The organism is Nocardia crassostreae (assembly GCF_001613405.1).
Lineage (GTDB): Bacteria > Actinomycetota > Actinomycetes > Mycobacteriales > Mycobacteriaceae > Nocardia > Nocardia crassostreae.
The window spans coordinates 1-14891 of record NZ_BDCH01000010.1 but is presented as its reverse complement, the minus strand read 5'-3'; the positions used below and the strand labels follow the sequence as shown (position 1 = coordinate 14891).

At 67.2% G+C, this 14891-nt stretch carries 16 protein-coding genes; 11 read left to right on the top strand and 5 right to left on the bottom strand.

Features of this window, described 5'->3' with window-relative positions; genetic code table 11:
• Positions 1 to 175: 175 nt before the first annotated feature.
• Positions 176 to 2821 carry a replicative DNA helicase gene (gene dnaB / locus NC4_RS04820; protein ID WP_067532849.1) on the top strand — a complete coding sequence of 882 codons (2646 nt, stop codon included), beginning with the start codon at positions 176 to 178 and terminating at the stop codon, positions 2819 to 2821.
• A 126-nt stretch (positions 2822 to 2947) separates the two neighbouring features.
• Here the strand turns inward: dnaB and NC4_RS04815 are convergent, their stop codons facing one another.
• Positions 2948 to 3358, bottom strand: a complete 411-nt coding sequence (locus NC4_RS04815) for a Rid family hydrolase (protein ID WP_067532846.1) — start codon at positions 3356 to 3358, stop codon at positions 2948 to 2950.
• Between the two features lie 77 nt (positions 3359 to 3435).
• Here NC4_RS04815 and NC4_RS04810 point away from each other — a divergent pair, with 77 nt between their 5' ends.
• Positions 3436 to 3825, top strand: a complete 390-nt coding sequence (locus NC4_RS04810; protein WP_439957480.1) for a winged helix-turn-helix transcriptional regulator — start codon at positions 3436 to 3438, stop codon at positions 3823 to 3825.
• Here NC4_RS04810 and NC4_RS43830 read toward each other — a convergent pair.
• The 3 genes from NC4_RS43830 to NC4_RS04800 form a co-directional block, all read right to left on the bottom strand.
• A complete protein-coding gene (locus NC4_RS43830) occupies positions 3822 to 3950 on the bottom strand; it encodes a hypothetical protein (RefSeq protein WP_281186225.1) in 129 nt (42 codons plus the stop codon). The genes NC4_RS04810 and NC4_RS43830 overlap by 4 nt on opposite strands.
• Before the next feature lie 186 nt (positions 3951 to 4136).
• Positions 4137 to 5225: a CSLREA domain-containing protein gene (locus tag NC4_RS04805; RefSeq protein WP_067532843.1), complete on the bottom strand. Its 1089-nt coding sequence runs from the start codon at positions 5223 to 5225 to the stop codon at positions 4137 to 4139.
• Positions 5226 to 5401: 176 nt separating this feature from the next.
• Entirely contained in the window at positions 5402 to 5944 is a 543-nt protein-coding gene (locus NC4_RS04800) for a dihydrofolate reductase family protein (RefSeq protein WP_067532840.1), read from the bottom strand.
• A gap of 134 nt (positions 5945 to 6078) precedes the next feature.
• Between NC4_RS04800 and NC4_RS04795 the strand changes: the two genes are divergently transcribed.
• The 7 genes from NC4_RS04795 to NC4_RS04765 all read left to right on the top strand — a co-directional run bounded on the left by NC4_RS04795 (position 6079) and on the right by NC4_RS04765 (position 12233).
• The gene (locus NC4_RS04795; protein WP_245721494.1) at positions 6079 to 6978 is read left to right on the top strand and encodes a LysR family transcriptional regulator; all 900 of its coding nucleotides are present in this window, start codon (positions 6079 to 6081) and stop codon (positions 6976 to 6978) included.
• A gap of 167 nt (positions 6979 to 7145) precedes the next feature.
• Positions 7146 to 7970, top strand: coding sequence for an alpha/beta fold hydrolase (locus NC4_RS04790; protein WP_067532837.1), 825 nt, complete (start codon positions 7146 to 7148; stop codon positions 7968 to 7970).
• A gap of 38 nt (positions 7971 to 8008) precedes the next feature.
• Entirely contained in the window at positions 8009 to 8626 is a 618-nt protein-coding gene (locus NC4_RS04785) for a dihydrofolate reductase family protein (protein WP_067532834.1), read from the top strand.
• A gap of 25 nt (positions 8627 to 8651) precedes the next feature.
• Entirely contained in the window at positions 8652 to 9563 is a 912-nt protein-coding gene (locus tag NC4_RS04780) for an alpha/beta fold hydrolase (protein WP_084528492.1), read from the top strand.
• 110 nt (positions 9564 to 9673) lie between these two features.
• Complete coding sequence (locus tag NC4_RS04775) at positions 9674 to 10543, top strand: DUF6301 family protein (RefSeq protein WP_157554284.1); 870 nt, start codon at positions 9674 to 9676, stop codon at positions 10541 to 10543.
• A complete protein-coding gene (locus tag NC4_RS04770; RefSeq protein ID WP_067532828.1) occupies positions 10544 to 11581 on the top strand; it encodes a DUF6301 family protein in 1038 nt (345 codons plus the stop codon).
• A 13-nt stretch (positions 11582 to 11594) separates the two neighbouring features.
• Complete coding sequence (locus tag NC4_RS04765) at positions 11595 to 12233, top strand: class I SAM-dependent methyltransferase (RefSeq protein ID WP_067532825.1); 639 nt, start codon at positions 11595 to 11597, stop codon at positions 12231 to 12233.
• Here the strand turns inward: NC4_RS04765 and NC4_RS04760 are convergent.
• Positions 12223 to 12645, bottom strand: a complete 423-nt coding sequence (locus tag NC4_RS04760) for a winged helix-turn-helix transcriptional regulator (protein ID WP_067533202.1) — start codon at positions 12643 to 12645, stop codon at positions 12223 to 12225. The two genes, NC4_RS04765 and NC4_RS04760, sit on opposite strands and share 11 nt — an antisense overlap.
• 66 nt (positions 12646 to 12711) lie before the next feature.
• On the opposite strand from NC4_RS04760, the gene NC4_RS04755 reads away from it, so the two are divergent.
• Together NC4_RS04755 and NC4_RS04750 are read left to right on the top strand one after the other, a co-directional pair.
• Positions 12712 to 13617, top strand: a complete 906-nt coding sequence (locus tag NC4_RS04755) for an NADP-dependent oxidoreductase (RefSeq protein WP_067532822.1) — start codon at positions 12712 to 12714, stop codon at positions 13615 to 13617.
• 106 nt (positions 13618 to 13723) lie between these two features.
• On the top strand, positions 13724 to 14891 hold a 1168-nt coding region (locus tag NC4_RS04750; protein ID WP_067532819.1), incomplete at its 3' end, for an FAD-binding protein.

Below are 14891 nucleotides of genomic sequence, written 5' to 3'. Positions count from 1 at the left end.
GCCCCGGGGACGGCACGATTCCTCACCCCAGCACCCGGCACCAAGGGTTTGCCGACGCGCGCCCGCGACTCGCCCGAGCCGCCCGCGAGCCTGCCGAAACCTGTCGGTGTACAGGCGTACAACGGGTGATCGAGGGATATCGAATCCGGGCCGAGGAGAGAGGACTGTCGATCTGATGGCAGTCATCGACGATCGCGGCCACGATGATCACGGGCCCTCCGACTACCAGGACACCCCCGGCGAAGACTTCGGCCGCCAGCCGCCCCACGACATGGCCGCCGAACAGTCCGTCCTGGGCGGCATGCTCCTCTCCAAGGACGCCATCGCCGACGTGGTGGAAGTAATCCGCCCCGGCGACTTCTACCGCCCCGCCCACCAAGCCGTCTACGACGCCGTCCTCGACCTCTACGGCCGCGGCGAACCCGCCGACCCGGTAACCGTCGCCGCAACCCTGGACCGCCGCGGCGACCTGAAGCGCATCGGCGGCGCCCCCTACCTCGTCACCCTCACCCAAACCGTCCCCACCGCCGCCAACGCGGGCTACTACGCCGAAATCGTTGCGGAAAAAGCCATCCTGCGCCGCCTGGTCGAAGCCGGTACCCGCATCGTCCAATACGGCTACGCGGGCGCCGACGGTCAAGACGTAGCCGAGGTAGTAGACCGAGCCCAAGCCGAACTCTACGACGTAACCGAACGCCGCTCCAGCGAAGACTTCATGCCCCTGGAGGAACTCCTCCAGCCCACCATGGACGAAATCGACTCCATCGCCAGCCGCGGCGGCATCTCCCTCGGCGTCCCCACCGGCTTCACCGAACTCGACGAACTAACCAACGGATTGCACCCGGGCCAGATGATCATCGTCGCGGCCCGACCTGGTGTAGGCAAGGCCCTCGCCCTCGACACCCCGCTGCCCACGCCAACCGGCTGGACCACCATGGGCGAGGTCAAGGCCGGTGACGAGCTACTGGACGCCCACGGCCGCCCCACCCGCGTCGTGGCCACCACCGAGGTCATGATCGGTCGTCCCTGCTACGAGGTCGAATTCTCCGACGGCACAGTCATTGTCGCGGACGAGCAGCACCAATGGCTGACCGAGACCCGGGCCTCGCGCCGCTCCGCACAACAGGCGGCGACCGGGTACAACCGCTACCGCAATCAAGCCACCTTCGCCGAAGTCCGCACGACCGCGGAGATCGCCGCGACCGTCCGCTGCGCCACCGCCGACCGCCGAATCAACCACTCGGTGATCAATACCGAGCCATTGCAGCTCCCCGAGCGCGAGCTGCTCGTTCCGCCGTATACCTTGGGCGCCTGGCTGGGCGACGGAACCTCCGCATGTGCCCAACTGACCACCGCCGATCCCGAAATCCTTGGTCGCATAGAGGATGAGGGGATCGCGACGGTGCAATCCGAGGCGGCCGCACTCCGCTACAGCTTGCGGCTGCCCGCCGAGGATTCGACTCCGCCGCGGAACTGCGTGGTCTGCGGCACCGAATTCATCCCATTCACAAGCGAAGTCCGCACCTGCGGGCGGTCCTGCGGCGGCAGGGCACGTTTCATTTCCGCACCGGTGCCCGCTCCGACGTGTTCCCAGTGCGGTGGTCCGTCGATCGGCCTGCGCATGTGCCAGACCTGCCGCAATGCCATCGGCTCGGTCCAAGCACGGTTGCGCACGATCGGCGTCCTCGCCAACAAACACATTCCCACCGAGTATCTGCGCGCGTCCGAGCGGCAGCGGCGCGCGGTGCTCGCCGGTCTGCTCGACACCGATGGCACGGAGACCCAGGGCGGATCCGTTCAGTTCGCGGTGACCAATGAGCGCCTGGCCCGGGATGCCGAAGAACTGATCGTCAGCCTCGGCTATCGCTGCCAACTGTCGACGAAGCGTGTCCGAGGCCGCACCGAGGCATCCTCGACGGCCTACACCCTGACCTTCGCCACCGAAGACGAAGTCTTCGGCCTGAGCCGAAAAGAACTGCTGCACAAGAAGCGTCGCGGCGCCACCAATACCTCCCGCTCCGGATCCCGCTTCATCGTCGATGTCCGCCCCATCGACAGCGTCCCCGTCCGCTGCGTAGAGGTGGACAACCCCGACCACCTCTACCTCGCCGGTCGCGCGATGATCCCCACCCACAATTCGACCCTGGGCATGGACTTCATGCGCAGCTGCTCCATCAAACACGGCCTCGCCAGCGTCATCTTCTCCTTGGAAATGAGCCGCACCGAAATCGTCATGCGCCTCCTATCCGCCGAAGCGAAAATCAAACTCGGCGATATGCGTTCGGGCCGTATGAGCGACGACGACTGGACCAAACTGGCCCGCCGCATGAGTGAAATCAGCGAAGCGCCACTATTCGTGGACGATTCGCCCAACCTCACCATGATGGAGATCCGCGCCAAGGCCCGCCGCCTCAAGCAGCGCCACGACCTCCGACTAGTCGTCGTGGACTACCTCCAGCTGATGACCTCGGGCAAGAAGGTCGAGTCCCGCCAGCAGGAAGTCTCCGAATTCTCCCGTAGCCTGAAGCTTTTGGCGAAAGAGCTGGAAGTTCCGGTGATCGCTATCAGTCAGCTGAACCGCGGTCCGGAACAGCGAACGGATAAGCGCCCGATGGTGTCCGATTTGCGCGAATCGGGAAGTTTGGAGCAAGATGCCGATATGGTCATTTTGTTACATAGGCCCGATGCCTTCGAGCGAGATGACCCACGCGGCGGCGAAGCGGACCTGATCGTCGGTAAACACCGAAATGGACCAACCGCAACGATTACCGTCGCACATCAGCTGCATTTGAGCCGTTTCGTCGATATGGCACGCGGCTAACGCGCCAAATAGGACAAGTTCCGCATGTCCGGCGACATAGTGGAACTTATTGGCGCGTCGGCCATTTCACGCTTTCGTGTCACGTTTCGCATACCTAGCCTCGAACGCCTGAGCGAGCGGGTGAGGTCAGTCGAGGATGGCGTGGGCCTCTACTTCGACGAGGACGTCGGGTTCGAAGAGGTAGTCGACGCCGATTGCTGATAGGGGCGGGAGGGGTTGGGGGAGGGCGAGTTCTTCGGCGACGGCGTTGATGCCTGCGATGAAGTCGTTGTATTTGTCTGGGGTCCAGTGGGTTACGAAGAATCGTAGGCGGACTACGTCGGCGAAGGTGGCTCCTGCGCCTGATAGGCCGCGGGCCGTGTTGCGCAGAGCTTGGGCCAGCTGACCGGCCAGGTCATCCGGGGCGACGGGGTTGCCTTCCCCGTCGCGGGCGATTTGACCTGCCACGTGGATGTGGCGGGTGCCGGTGCTGATGGAGACGTGGTGGTAGGGGACGGGGGTGAACATGCCTTCGGGGGTCAGGAGCTGCACGGTCATGGAGGGGCCCTTCGGGTTCGAGTAGGTATCCGATGTATATCTGGTACTCGAAGGGAACTTCAACGAGACTAGGTGTCGTGATGGAAACTGCTGCAGCGGGTTCGGGTGGTCAACAGCTGACCGAGAGGCATCGGGAGTTGCTTGATCAGATGATGGACAAGTGGTCGCTTCAGGTGCTGGATGCGCTGTGTGAGAATCCGTTGCGGTTCAACGAGCTTCGGCGGGCGATACCGGTTGTGACGCAGAAGTCGCTGACGGCGACGCTGCGGCGGCTGGAGCGGAATGGGATGGTCGAGCGGGTGGTGACGAGTACGCGGCCGGTGGCGGTGGAGTATCGGGTCGCGGCGCTCGGGAGGACGTTGCAGGACCTTATTGATGCGCTGTTGCACTGGTCGACTGTTGCGCTGCCGGAGGTGGAGGTCGCGCGGGCGCGGTTCGACGAGCGGGAGGCCGCGGGGGGACTCTAGGAGTTCGGCCGGGCGGGCGCGCGGGTGGAGAGGGAGTGGATGATGCGGCGTTCCATGGCATAGCGGGACCGCATGTAGGCGGAGACCATTTGCCGGAACATTGCTATACCCTTCGTCGTCGTCATTGCGGGGAGAACGGTAGCAGTGGACGGCGGGGGGATGGAACTGATTTTTTCGGTGAGTCAGGGGCGGGTGGAACCGGTGGACGAGCCGGAGACCAGCATGGACATCACCCAGGTGAAGGCTTGGCCGAGGTTGGTCATCCAGTCGCCGACATTGAAGGAACCCATGGGACGGCCTTTCGGGGAGGGTTAGCGGGCGGCGTCGGGGCGGACTTCGTCGCCGGTGGCGGTGAGGTCGCAGGAGGTGTCGTCGCTCAAATTGCCGCCGGTCGAAATGATTTGGGCGAAGACCGTTTTGCAGTTCTGGTCGCCGAGGTTCGAGGTGTTGGCGGTAATGGTGGTGCCGCGCAGGACGAGGGTGCCCATGGCCGGATTGAAGGCGTCGGTGAGCTGGTAGGGGAGGGTGTCGAGGTAGGCGGGGGCGATATTGATGCCGCCACCGCCGTCGGTCGCCGAATTGCGGGTGACCAGCGAGTCCATGAGGACCACCTGGCCGATGCCGCGAATATCGAGGCCGCCGCCACGCCCGGCGAAGCCGCCGGGGCGGTACCAGCGCAGGGGGTTGACGACCCGATTGTCGGAGATCTCGGTGCGGGTGAAGGTGCAGATGTTGTCGCAGCGGATGCCGCCCGCTTCACCGGAGGCATTGTGGGTGACGAGGCTGTCGGTCATGGTGAGGTCGGCGACCGGGATATTGAAGATGCCGCCGCCGTAGTCGGCCGCATTACCGGTGACCGTGACGTGGTCGAGCCGCAGTTTGCCCGAGTTGGCTATGCCGCCGCCTCCGGTGTCGTACAAGGGGATTTCGCGCTGGGCGGTATTGCCGCCGGTGATGGTCAGCCCCGTGATGGAGATGCGGGCGGTGGTGAGCATGACGCGGTCGATGTGGGCGGCGTCGATGACCGTCTCGTCCTGCCCGGCCCCGAGCACGGTGGTGTCGGCGGTGAGGTCGAGATCGCCGGTGGTGGGATCGATGAAGGGGCCGTTGATATTCAGCGGGTTCGGGGGGATGGTCAGCCGGTAGTGCCCGGCCGGGATGACGATCGTGCTGCCGGGGCGAGCATTGGCCGCTTGTACGGCCGCGCGCAGCGTGCACTCCCCGGTGCGCGCGCGGCACTGACCGTCGAAGGGGTTGGCGGCCGCGCCGTCCGCGGTGGTGTCCACCGTGAACGTGGCCGAGCCCGCGACCGTCTCCGGTTCCGCCGCAGCGGGATTCGTGACCAGGCAGAGGCTGCCCAGCAGGGCGGTGCCGAGAACGGCTGCGAATGAGGTCCTCATCGACGTGCTCCCCACGAAGAATGACGGTGCACCTATACCGGTCGTTCTACGCGCCCCGACCTGCGCTGCGCGGGGAAATCGCGGATTGTCGTCAGCCTTCCCAAAGCGGTTGTGCAGCAGGCACAAAGCCGCCCGGCGGCCCGGGATGGCCGCGCCCGACGAGCGGCCGTCCCCGGTCAGGCCGGGCTGGGACGGTAGGCCAGGACCACCGCGCCGGAGCTGAAGGTCTGGGTGGCGGACAGGCGCCAGATGGTGGGGGTGACGCCCGCGTGGAAGAGGCGGCGGCCGGTGCCCACGACGGCCGGGTGGATACAGAGGCGGAGTTCGTCGACCAGGTTGTGGGCGATGAGGTGGTTGACGAGGGTGATTCCCCCGTAGGTGAGGAGGTCGGGGCCCGGTTCGGATTTGATTTTGGTGATCTGGGCGGTGAGGTCGCCGTCGAGGACGATGGTGTTCCAGCCGGGGCGGTCGAGGGTGCGCGACACCACGTACTTGGGGATCTTGTCGAGCCGGGCGAGGAAGGCGTCGGAAACGTTGCGGGCGGGCCACATTCGGGGTAGCTGCTGATAGGTAACCCTGCCGAGGAGCAGGGCGCGGCTCTCCATGAGGTGGCCGTGCTGGTACCTGGCGTGGTCGTCGTTCCAGAAGGGCGCTGTCCAGGAGGGATTCTCGACCACTCCGTCCACCGACATGTCCATCGCGACGACGACCCTGCTCACCTGAATCCCTCCGTTCCGGCCTTTGCATTCATCCTCAGAGCAGTTGCAATACCTTCCAGACTGGGCGGATTCGGGGCAGCGGACAAGATCGAAATCTGGCACGCTGTGTTGAGCGCGACTTCATGATGTGAGGGATGGACATGCTGGAACGGATGGAGTTGGAGGCCTTCCTCACTCTCGCCGAGGAGTTGCACTTCGGCCGGACTGCGGAGCGTTTGCACGTGACGACCAGCCGGGTCAGTCAGACCATCCGCCAGCTCGAAAGACGCATCGGGGCACCGCTGTTCGAGCGGAACAGCCGCGCGGTGGCGCTCACGCCGGTGGGCAGGCAGTTGCGCGACGATCTGCGCCCGGCCTACGAGTTGATCGCGGCGGGTGTGACGGCGGCCAGCCGCGGCAACAGTGTGAAGCTGATGATCACGGTGGGCTTCTCCGCCCCGTGGTGCGGCAATCTCATCGTGAAGGCCACCGACCTGTTCCGAATCCGCTATCCGGAGAGCATCGTGAACGTGGAGGAGATCCAGCTGGTCGATCCGCTCGGCCGGATGCGGTCCGGCGCGGTGGATCTGCAGCTCACCGAGTTCCCGATCGCCGAACCCGATATCACCACCGGTCCGGTCCTGTTCTCCGAGCCGCGGGCGCTGATGGTCCCGGAGGGGCATCCGTTCGCGAGCATGGACTCGGTCTCGCTGGAGGATCTGGCGGACACCACGCTGGTCACCATTTCCGACGAGCGCGTTCCCCGGTACTGGATGGACCGCTATTTCCCGCGCCGCACCCCCTCGGGCCGCCGGATCCCACAGGGCCCCGCCACCAACTTCTGGCCGGAAGTCCTGGTCCACGTCAGCAGTGGCGTGGGCGTCAGCACGGTCTCCGCGCGCGCCGAGCGTTTCCACTCCCGCCCCGGCATGGTCTGGGTCCCCTTCCACGACGCCCCGCCGATCGACTACGGCCTGATGTGGCCGAGCGCGGGCCGAAACCCGTTGGTACAGCCGTTCATCGAGATGATCCAGCAGGCGGCGGCGGACGTGTAGCCGCCATCGTTGACCGTCGCTACACGGTCCGTTCCGAAAACCGTTCTTGTTGCGCTCTCGCCGACCGGCGATGCTCGGTCAGGTCGACTTCCGACGGCACCGATGAGTTCTGCACTCGGGCGCCGTCTTGATTTTCGACCGGGAAAACGGACGAGAGAGATCGGTTCATGGAATCCATTACCACCCCTGCGGGAAACACCCTCGCCTACGATCGCTATGTGGGCGGCGACGCCAGTACGGTGATTCTGGTCGGCGGCGCGTTCAGCTTCCGGAAGTTTCCGAAAATGGTTGAGCTGGCCCAGCAATTGGCCGATCGGTATCGGCTCACGGTTATCAATTACGACCGCCGCGGACGTGGTGACAGTAGTGATTCGCCGGGCGTGTACGACGTCGAGAACGAGATCGACGATATTGCCGCGCTGATCGAGGCGACGGGCGGTTCGGCCGCGCTGTTCGGGTGGTCCTCGGGCGCCGGGCTGGCGCTGCGGGCGGCCGCTTCGGGCCGGGCGCCGGGTATCACCCGGGTGATCGCGTTCGAGCCGCCGTTCGTGGTGAATCGCGAAAACTTCGTTCCACCAGCTGATTTGCATGTGTGGCTGCATGAGCTGATCGCGGCGGATCGGCGGGCGGAGGTGGTGCGGTTCTATATGACGCAGGGCATGGGCATGCCGCGGGCCATGGTCGCGGTCATGCGGTTCACGCCATTCTGGAAGAACCTGCTGGCGACCGCGCCCGCCACCGCCCACGATTGGGCGATCATGGGTTCGCATATGCGCGGCGAGCCATTGCGCGCGGCGGACTGGTCGGGCGTGAAGGTTCCGACCCTCGTCATTTCCGGCGGTAAGAGCGGCGCTCTGCTCCGCACTGCGGCGCGCGCCATTACCGAGGCGCTGCCGGATGCGCGGCATATCGAACTGGCGAAGCTGAGTCACAATCCGAATATCGCCTTGCTGACCCCGCCCGCCGGTGAATTCCTCACCGAAACCGCGTGATTCGCGGTCCGAGCACATAACTATCAGGAGCAAATTCGATGCGTAAACTCACCGCGGGACTGTTCATTTCGCTCGACGGCGTGGTCGGCGAACCGCAGGACTGGCACTTCCCCTACTTCAACGACGAGATGGGCGCGGCCGTGGGCGCGCAACTCGCCACCGCCGACACCCTGCTGCTCGGCCGCGTGACCTATGACAGTTTCGCGGGCGCCTGGCCGGAGCGGGAGGCCGCCGGGGCCGAGGACGCGGTCATGGCGAAGGCGCTCGGTAACGCCCGCAAGATCGTCGTCTCCCATCGGGAGCTCGAATTCACCTGGCGCAACTCCGAACAGCTGCGGGGCGATCTGGTGCGGGCCGTCACGGAACTCAAGGCGCAGCCCGGTGCGACGGATATCGCCATGAGCGGTTCCCCCTCGATCGTGCGGCAGCTGCTGGCGGCGGGTCTCATCGATGAACTGCACCTGCTGGTGCACCCCATCGCCCTGGGTAGCGGGCAACGCCTGTTCGACCAGGACACGCCGATTCCGCTGCGGCTGATCTCCGCGCAGCCGTTCACCACCGGCGTCCTGCACCTGATCTACACCTCCGACAGCACTCGTTCCGGCGACTACGACGACGCCAAAGTCCATCTCCCCCAAGCCGATCAGCGCTCCTGACGGCTGCACACAGACAGCGAAGCTCATGAAGACTTTCGACAAGCCGGTGTACGCGGCTGCCGCCGCGGCCCTGTCGGCCCTGCTCCTGACCGCATGCGGCACCGGCGCCGCCACCGACGCCGACCGGGCGAGCACCTCGATCACGGCCGCGCCCGTCGCCGACAAGCCGAGCGCCGACGGCAAGGGCTTCTACGCGCCCGTCAACGGTTTGCAGCTCTACTACGAGGTGCACGGCACGGGTACACCGCTGGTGCTGGTGCACGGCGGTCTCAGCGACGGCGAATCCAGTTTCGGCGCACTGCTTCCCGAACTGGCCAAGACCCGCAAGGTCATTACCGTCGATCTGCAGGCGCACGGCCGCACCGCCGATATCGACCGCCCCCTGCGCTTCGAGACGCTGGCCGACGATATCGCCGCCCTGATCGGCCACAAGGCCGATGTGCTCGGCTACTCGCTGGGCGGCGGCGTGGCCTTCCAACTCACCGCCCGCACACCGGATCTGGTGAACAAGGTGATCATCACCTCGTCCCCCTACCGCTACGACGGCTGGAAGCCGGACACGCTGGCGGGCATGGCGGCCATGAACCCGGACAACATGCTCGAAACCCCGATGCACGCCCTGTACGCCAAGGTCGCCCCGAACCCCACCGCATGGTCGTCCCTGGTCACCAAGACCCGCACCCTGCTCACCGAACCCTACGACTGGACACCGCAACTCGCGGCCGTCAAGGCCCACGTCCTCCTCGTAACGGCCGAAGACGACGCCCTCCACCCCGCCCACGCGGAAGAGTTCATCACCCGCCTGGGCGGCAGCAAGACCGATCCCACGGCCACCTCGCGCCTGGCCGTGGTCCCCGGCACCACCCATTACGACATCATGTATCGCGCCGACCTGCTGCTCCCCGTCATCACCCCCTTCCTCGGCACCTCCGCCTGATCCCGAACCGATCCGGCTCAGCCCCGTTCCGCCAGCGCGGCGAGCCGGTCGACGGAGACCAGCAGCCGATCGAAGCACCCCTGGGGCGCGAACGGAGTTAGTGTCGCTGGGTGGGTTTCGAAGTTCGGGTGGACACTGCGGGGGCGGTCGAGATCGTCAGGGCTGCCCTGGAGTTCAAGTGGAAATGGAATTCGCGGGATATCGGCGGATTCGCGCGGCGCGTGGGGTGGAGTGCGCCCGAGGCGGTGGGGACCATGCGGCGGGGGGCCGTGTTTTCGCGGACCGGGCTGGGGGTTTGGTGGGATTCGGCCATGTTCTGGGGGAGCCCGCGGGTGCTGGGGTATGTGCGGGTGACCGTTTCGGATTGCCCGGCCGGTGGGGGGTTCGGGAATGCGGAGCTGTTGCGCGATGCGCTCGGGCGGTTGCGCGGGGCATTCAGCGAGCGGTGGGGGGAACCCGAGAACGGGGCGGGACCGGAGGACGGGCCCGGGTGGGTTTTCCCGAATCTGGTTGTGGGACTGGCCATCGGGGACAATACGGTCGATGTGCTGCTAGTGAATCCGGCCGAACAGCTGTTTTGGATGGAGCGCAGGCACGAGGGGGCGCGGCGGCGGGCGGAGTTGGGCGGGTGGGGGCGGCTGGCGGAGGATCTGGCCGGATTCCTGGAGACCCTGACACCGGACGCGCGGCTGGTCGTGAGTGCGCCCGGCGGGCGGTATATGCAGGTCAGCGTGTCGGGGGAGGAGCTATACGCGGAGCTGAGCCGGAGTGAATTCGTCGACCCCACGTGGCGATACGGTCCGGAGGTGGAGCAGCGGCTGATCGCCGACGGGTGGGGTGCGCCGGGGGAGGCCAACTGGTGGCGGCGGCTGCCGCGCAAGGCGGGCACCCTGGCGGTGAGCCGATTCGCGACTCGGCTGGTCGACGGGCTGCAGACCCTGGCGGTGCGCGCGACCACCGATCTCGTCGCCGACGCCTGAGTGGAGGGCGGCGAGGATCTGGATATCGCGCCGCTGGGCATACCGCCGCACCCGACCTCACGGTCGCAGCGCGCCGAATTCCTGCGCCAGCACGCCATCTCGGCCTTCGATACCGGACCGCTCACCGTGGATATCGCGGGCGGAATCGAGATCGCCGCCGCGGCACGCGCATTCGACTGGACCTGGACGCGCGCCGATCTCGACCGATTCACCCGCGCGACCGGATGGCGCCTGGAGGGCGATCCGGGCACGGCCGACCGCACGGTCTGGGCGAAGACGCCCCTGCACCTGGATGTGGCCCGCGCCCGATTCAACTGTGACGGTGAGCGACTCGAATCCATCCGCGTCACCCTCAGCGACAGCATCGAATCCCAGCTCTTCGACGAGGGCCTGCCCGCGGAGGTCCGCGATCAGCTGACGGCCGCCTTCAGCCGCGCCCTCGACGGCTTCCGCGCCGAACTCGGCGCACCCGTGCACGGCGTCCTCGGCCCGGCGCACGGCCCGGTGTGGGCCACGCCCGCGCTGTCACTGGGGCTGGTGACCGATGACGACACCGTCGGCCTGTTCCTGGTGAACCCGGCCGAGCGCACCCGCAGGCTGGTCCTGGAACAACAGCATCACGGTCAGCGCGCGGCCGGTCGCGAATGGACCCAGTTCTTCGACGATCTGGCCGGTCTGGTCATCGAGACCCCCGAGGACACCGAGGTGACCGTCGATGCGGGCACCCGCGGTTCCACCCATCTGGTGCGCACCCCGGACGCCCTGCTGGTGTACCTGGACACCGATGCCGCCCTGGGCCTGACCCCGCGCGTCACCGATCTCATGCTCGGCAACGGCTGGCAGCCTCCGGGCGTCGACCGCGCGTCCTGGCGGCACAGCATGCGTCTGCCCGCCCTGTTCCGCGATCACCGCCACTTCGTGGAGTTCGCGCTGTGGCCGTTGCGCACCCGCATGACCCCCGACACCACCTGGTCGGTCCGCATCGCGGGCATGGATCAGGGCCTGCGCTCACCGTCGACGGGCGCCACCGGCTCCTGAGTACGGTTGTGGCGTGACCGAAGTCGACGATGTGCGGGCCACCCGGGATGCGTATAACGGTGTGGCCGAGCTGTACACCAGCATGTTCAGGGATCATCTGGCGACGAGCCCCTTCGATCGGGCCATGCTCGAGGTATTCGCCGCGCACATCCGCGAGGGCGCGCCGGGACCGGTCGCCGATCTCGGCTGCGGTCCGGGCAGGCTCACCACGTATCTGCGCGATCTCGGGCTCGAGGTATTCGGCCTCGACCTCTCCCCGGAGATGATCCGGCTGGCCCGCATCGACCATCCCGGCATTCGTTTCGATGTGGGCTCCATGGAGCAGCTGGACCTCGACGATGCCGCCTTGAGCGGAATCGTGGCCTGGTACTCCATCATTCACACGCCGCCGGAACGGGTACCCGCCGTCCTGACCGAGTTCGCCCGCGTGCTGCGGCCCGGCGGGCACATCCTGTTCGGCTTCCAGGCCCCCGACGCACGCGACGGTGTGCAGCAGTTCGACCACAAGGTGACCCCCGGCTACCGCTGGGCGCCGGACACGCTCGCGGAAACCCTGAACGGCACTGGATTCCGCACCATTGCCCGGCTCATTCGGGAACCGCGCCCGGACGAACGCTTCCAGCAGGCGTGCCTGCTGGCCGTCAGGGATTGACCGGTTCCACCGTGCGCGCCGCCAGCTCGTCGAATCGGGCGCGCGCGGTGGTGATTTCGTCGACATTGCGCAGCGCCCACTGCCCCATGGCATGGGTGAGCCGACCCAGGTCCTCCCCGAGCGGCGTCAGCGAATATTCCACGCGCGGCGGGACCGTCGGGTAGACGGACCGGCGCACCAAGCCGTCGCGCTCCAGTTCGCGCAGCGTCCGAGTGAGCATCTTCTGTGTGATCCCGTCGAGTCGGCGGCGCAGTTCATTGAAGCGAACCGGCCCTTCGCTCGCCCGCAGCACGCCCATGACCAGCGGCACCCATTTGTCGGCGAGCACCCCCAGCACCTCGCGGGCCGGGCACCGCTGGAGGTAGTCCTCCACCAGATTGGGGGATCGCCCCTCGTCGCAGCCGGTATACATCGGGAACCTCGGGATCATGAAAGTGCCTTCTTTCCAACAGATACCACCTTCCGAAGAATCGTGGACATGAAGGCGATCAGTCAGCGAACCCTCGGCGGACCGGATGTGCTCGAGACCGTGGAGGTGGAGATCCCGCAACCCGGACCCGGTGACGTGCTGGTGCGCGTCGCCGCCGCCTCGGTGAATGCCGCGGACCGGAAACTGCGTTCGGGCGCCATCGACAAGATCGGCCCGCCACCGTTCACCCTCGGCCTGGACGTCTCCGGGGTGGTCGCCGCGGTGGGCTCGCGGGTCACACGCTTCCGGCCGGGGGACGCGGTCTTCGGCATGGTGCTGAGCCGCTCGGGCGCGTACGCCGAATACACCGTCACCCCCGCCGATTTCCTCGCCGCCAAGCCCGCGACCCTCGGCCATGTGCACGCCGCCGACCTGGCGAGCGCCGCCTTGACCGCGTGGCAGGCGCTGGCCGGAGTGGGCCCGGGGCAGCGAGTCCTGGTGCATGCCGCCGCGGGCGGCGTGGGGCATCTCGCGGTGCAGATCGCCAAGGCCCGCGGGGCGCACGTGATCGGCACGGCCCGAACGGCCAATCACGAATTCCTGCGCGCGCTGGGCGCGGACGAGCTGATCGATTACTCCACAACCGATTTCGCCGCATCCCTCGAACCGGTCGATGTGGTGCTGGACCTGGTCGGCGGCGATTACACCGCGCGCTCGCTGACCATCCTGCGCCCCGAGGGCCGTCTCGTCGACGCCCAGGGCGAGGACGCCATCGACGATCCGCGCTATCATCGCTTCTATGTCCAGCCCGCGGCCGCGGACCTGCGCGAGCTGGCCGATCTGGTCGAACGCGGACAGCTGCGCGTCGAAGTGCAGCGGGTCCTGTCGCTGGCCGATGTCGTCGAGGCGCACAAGCTCGGCGAATCCGGGCGCCTGCGCGGCAAACTCGTGCTCGTGCCGTGGGCGGACGCGTAGCAGAGGCGGGTGCGCGCCGCCGCGTTCTCCTGGCCAGCGGGACTTCGGGTGCGCGCCTTCGGCTCCGCACCTACCGTCGAGCGCGGGGGCGAGAGCAGGAGTTGCGGTGACGGTCTGGAACGAAGAGGTCGATGTCCTGGTCGCCGGGTCGGGCGGCGGCCTGGCCGGGGCGTATACGGCGGCCCGCGAGGGATTGACGGTGGCGCTGGTGGAGGCCACCGACAAATTCGGGGGGACGACGTCGTACTCCAATGGCGGCGGCATGTGGTTCCCGTGCAATCCGGTGCTGCGGCGTGCGGGCGTGGACGACACCCTCGAGGATGCGCTGACCTACTTCCACGCCGTGGTCGGTGACCGCACCCCGGCCGAGCTGCAGGAGGCATTCGTCCGCGGCGGGGCGGCGGTCATCGAATACCTCGAACAAGATACTGATCTGTCGTTCCAGATGTTCCCGTGGCCGGACTACTTCGGCAAGGCACCCAAGGCCCGGTTGGACGGTAGGCGGCACATTATTCCGACGCCGCTGCCCGCCGCCGAACTCGGCGAGCTGAGCGACGCGATTCGCGGGCCGCTGGGCGCCGATCGCTACGGGGATCCGCGACCGGATCTGCTCATCGGCGGCCGCGCGCTGGTGGGCCGGTTCCTGCGGGCGCTGGCCAAGTATCCCGGCGCTGCCCTGCACCTGAACTCGCCGCTGGTGGAACTGGTGACCGAGGACGGCGCGGTGACCGGCGCCGTCGTCGAACGCGACGGGCAGCGCATCGCCATCCGGGCCCGCCGGGGAGTCCTGTTGGCGGCGGGCGGTTTCGAAGGCAACGACGAACTGCGGCAGCGCTACGGCGTTCCCGGCGCGGCCCGGGACACCATGGGGCCGTGGGGCAATCAGGGCAGGGCCCACGAGGCCGGAATGGCGGCCGGTGCGGCCACCGATCTCATGGATCAGGCCTGGTGGTCGCCGGGGCTGATCCATCCCGACGGCCGCGCGGCCTTCGCGCTGTGGTTCACCGGCCGGATCTTCGTCAATCAGGCGGGTACCCGGTTCGTCAATGAATCCGCGCCCTACGACCGGCTCGGCCGCGACATCATCGAGCAGTTGCGCGACGGCACGATGTCGCTGCCGTTCTGGATGATCTACGACGATGCCGAGGGCCCGGTGCCGCCGGTGAAGGCCGCCAATGTGCCGCTCCAGCCGACCGAGAAGTACGTCGAGGCGGGTCTGTGGCGCACCGCCGACACGCTGGCGGAACTCGCGGAACTGATCGGCGTCCCCGCCG

Bases quoted from the DNA above. Each gene is read 5' to 3' on its own strand.
- NC4_RS04805 (WP_067532843.1), bottom strand. From the start codon at position 5,225: ATGAGGACCTCATTCGCAGCCGTTCTCGGCACCGCCCTGCTGGGCAGC.
- NC4_RS04785 (WP_067532834.1), top strand. From the start codon at position 8,009: ATGCGTAAACTCACCGCGGGACTGTTCATTTCGCTCGACGGCGTGGTC.
- dnaB (WP_067532849.1), top strand. From the start codon at position 176: ATGGCAGTCATCGACGATCGCGGCCACGATGATCACGGGCCCTCCGAC.
- NC4_RS04780 (WP_084528492.1), top strand. From the start codon at position 8,652: ATGAAGACTTTCGACAAGCCGGTGTACGCGGCTGCCGCCGCGGCCCTG.
- NC4_RS04755 (WP_067532822.1), top strand. From the start codon at position 12,712: ATGAAGGCGATCAGTCAGCGAACCCTCGGCGGACCGGATGTGCTCGAG.
- NC4_RS43830 (WP_281186225.1), bottom strand. From the start codon at position 3,950: ATGACGACGACGAAGGGTATAGCAATGTTCCGGCAAATGGTCTCCGCC.
- NC4_RS04815 (WP_067532846.1), bottom strand. From the start codon at position 3,358: ATGACCGTGCAGCTCCTGACCCCCGAAGGCATGTTCACCCCCGTCCCC.
- NC4_RS04790 (WP_067532837.1), top strand. From the start codon at position 7,146: ATGGAATCCATTACCACCCCTGCGGGAAACACCCTCGCCTACGATCGC.
- NC4_RS04795 (WP_245721494.1), top strand. From the start codon at position 6,079: ATGGACATGCTGGAACGGATGGAGTTGGAGGCCTTCCTCACTCTCGCC.
- NC4_RS04760 (WP_067533202.1), bottom strand. From the start codon at position 12,645: ATGTATACCGGCTGCGACGAGGGGCGATCCCCCAATCTGGTGGAGGAC.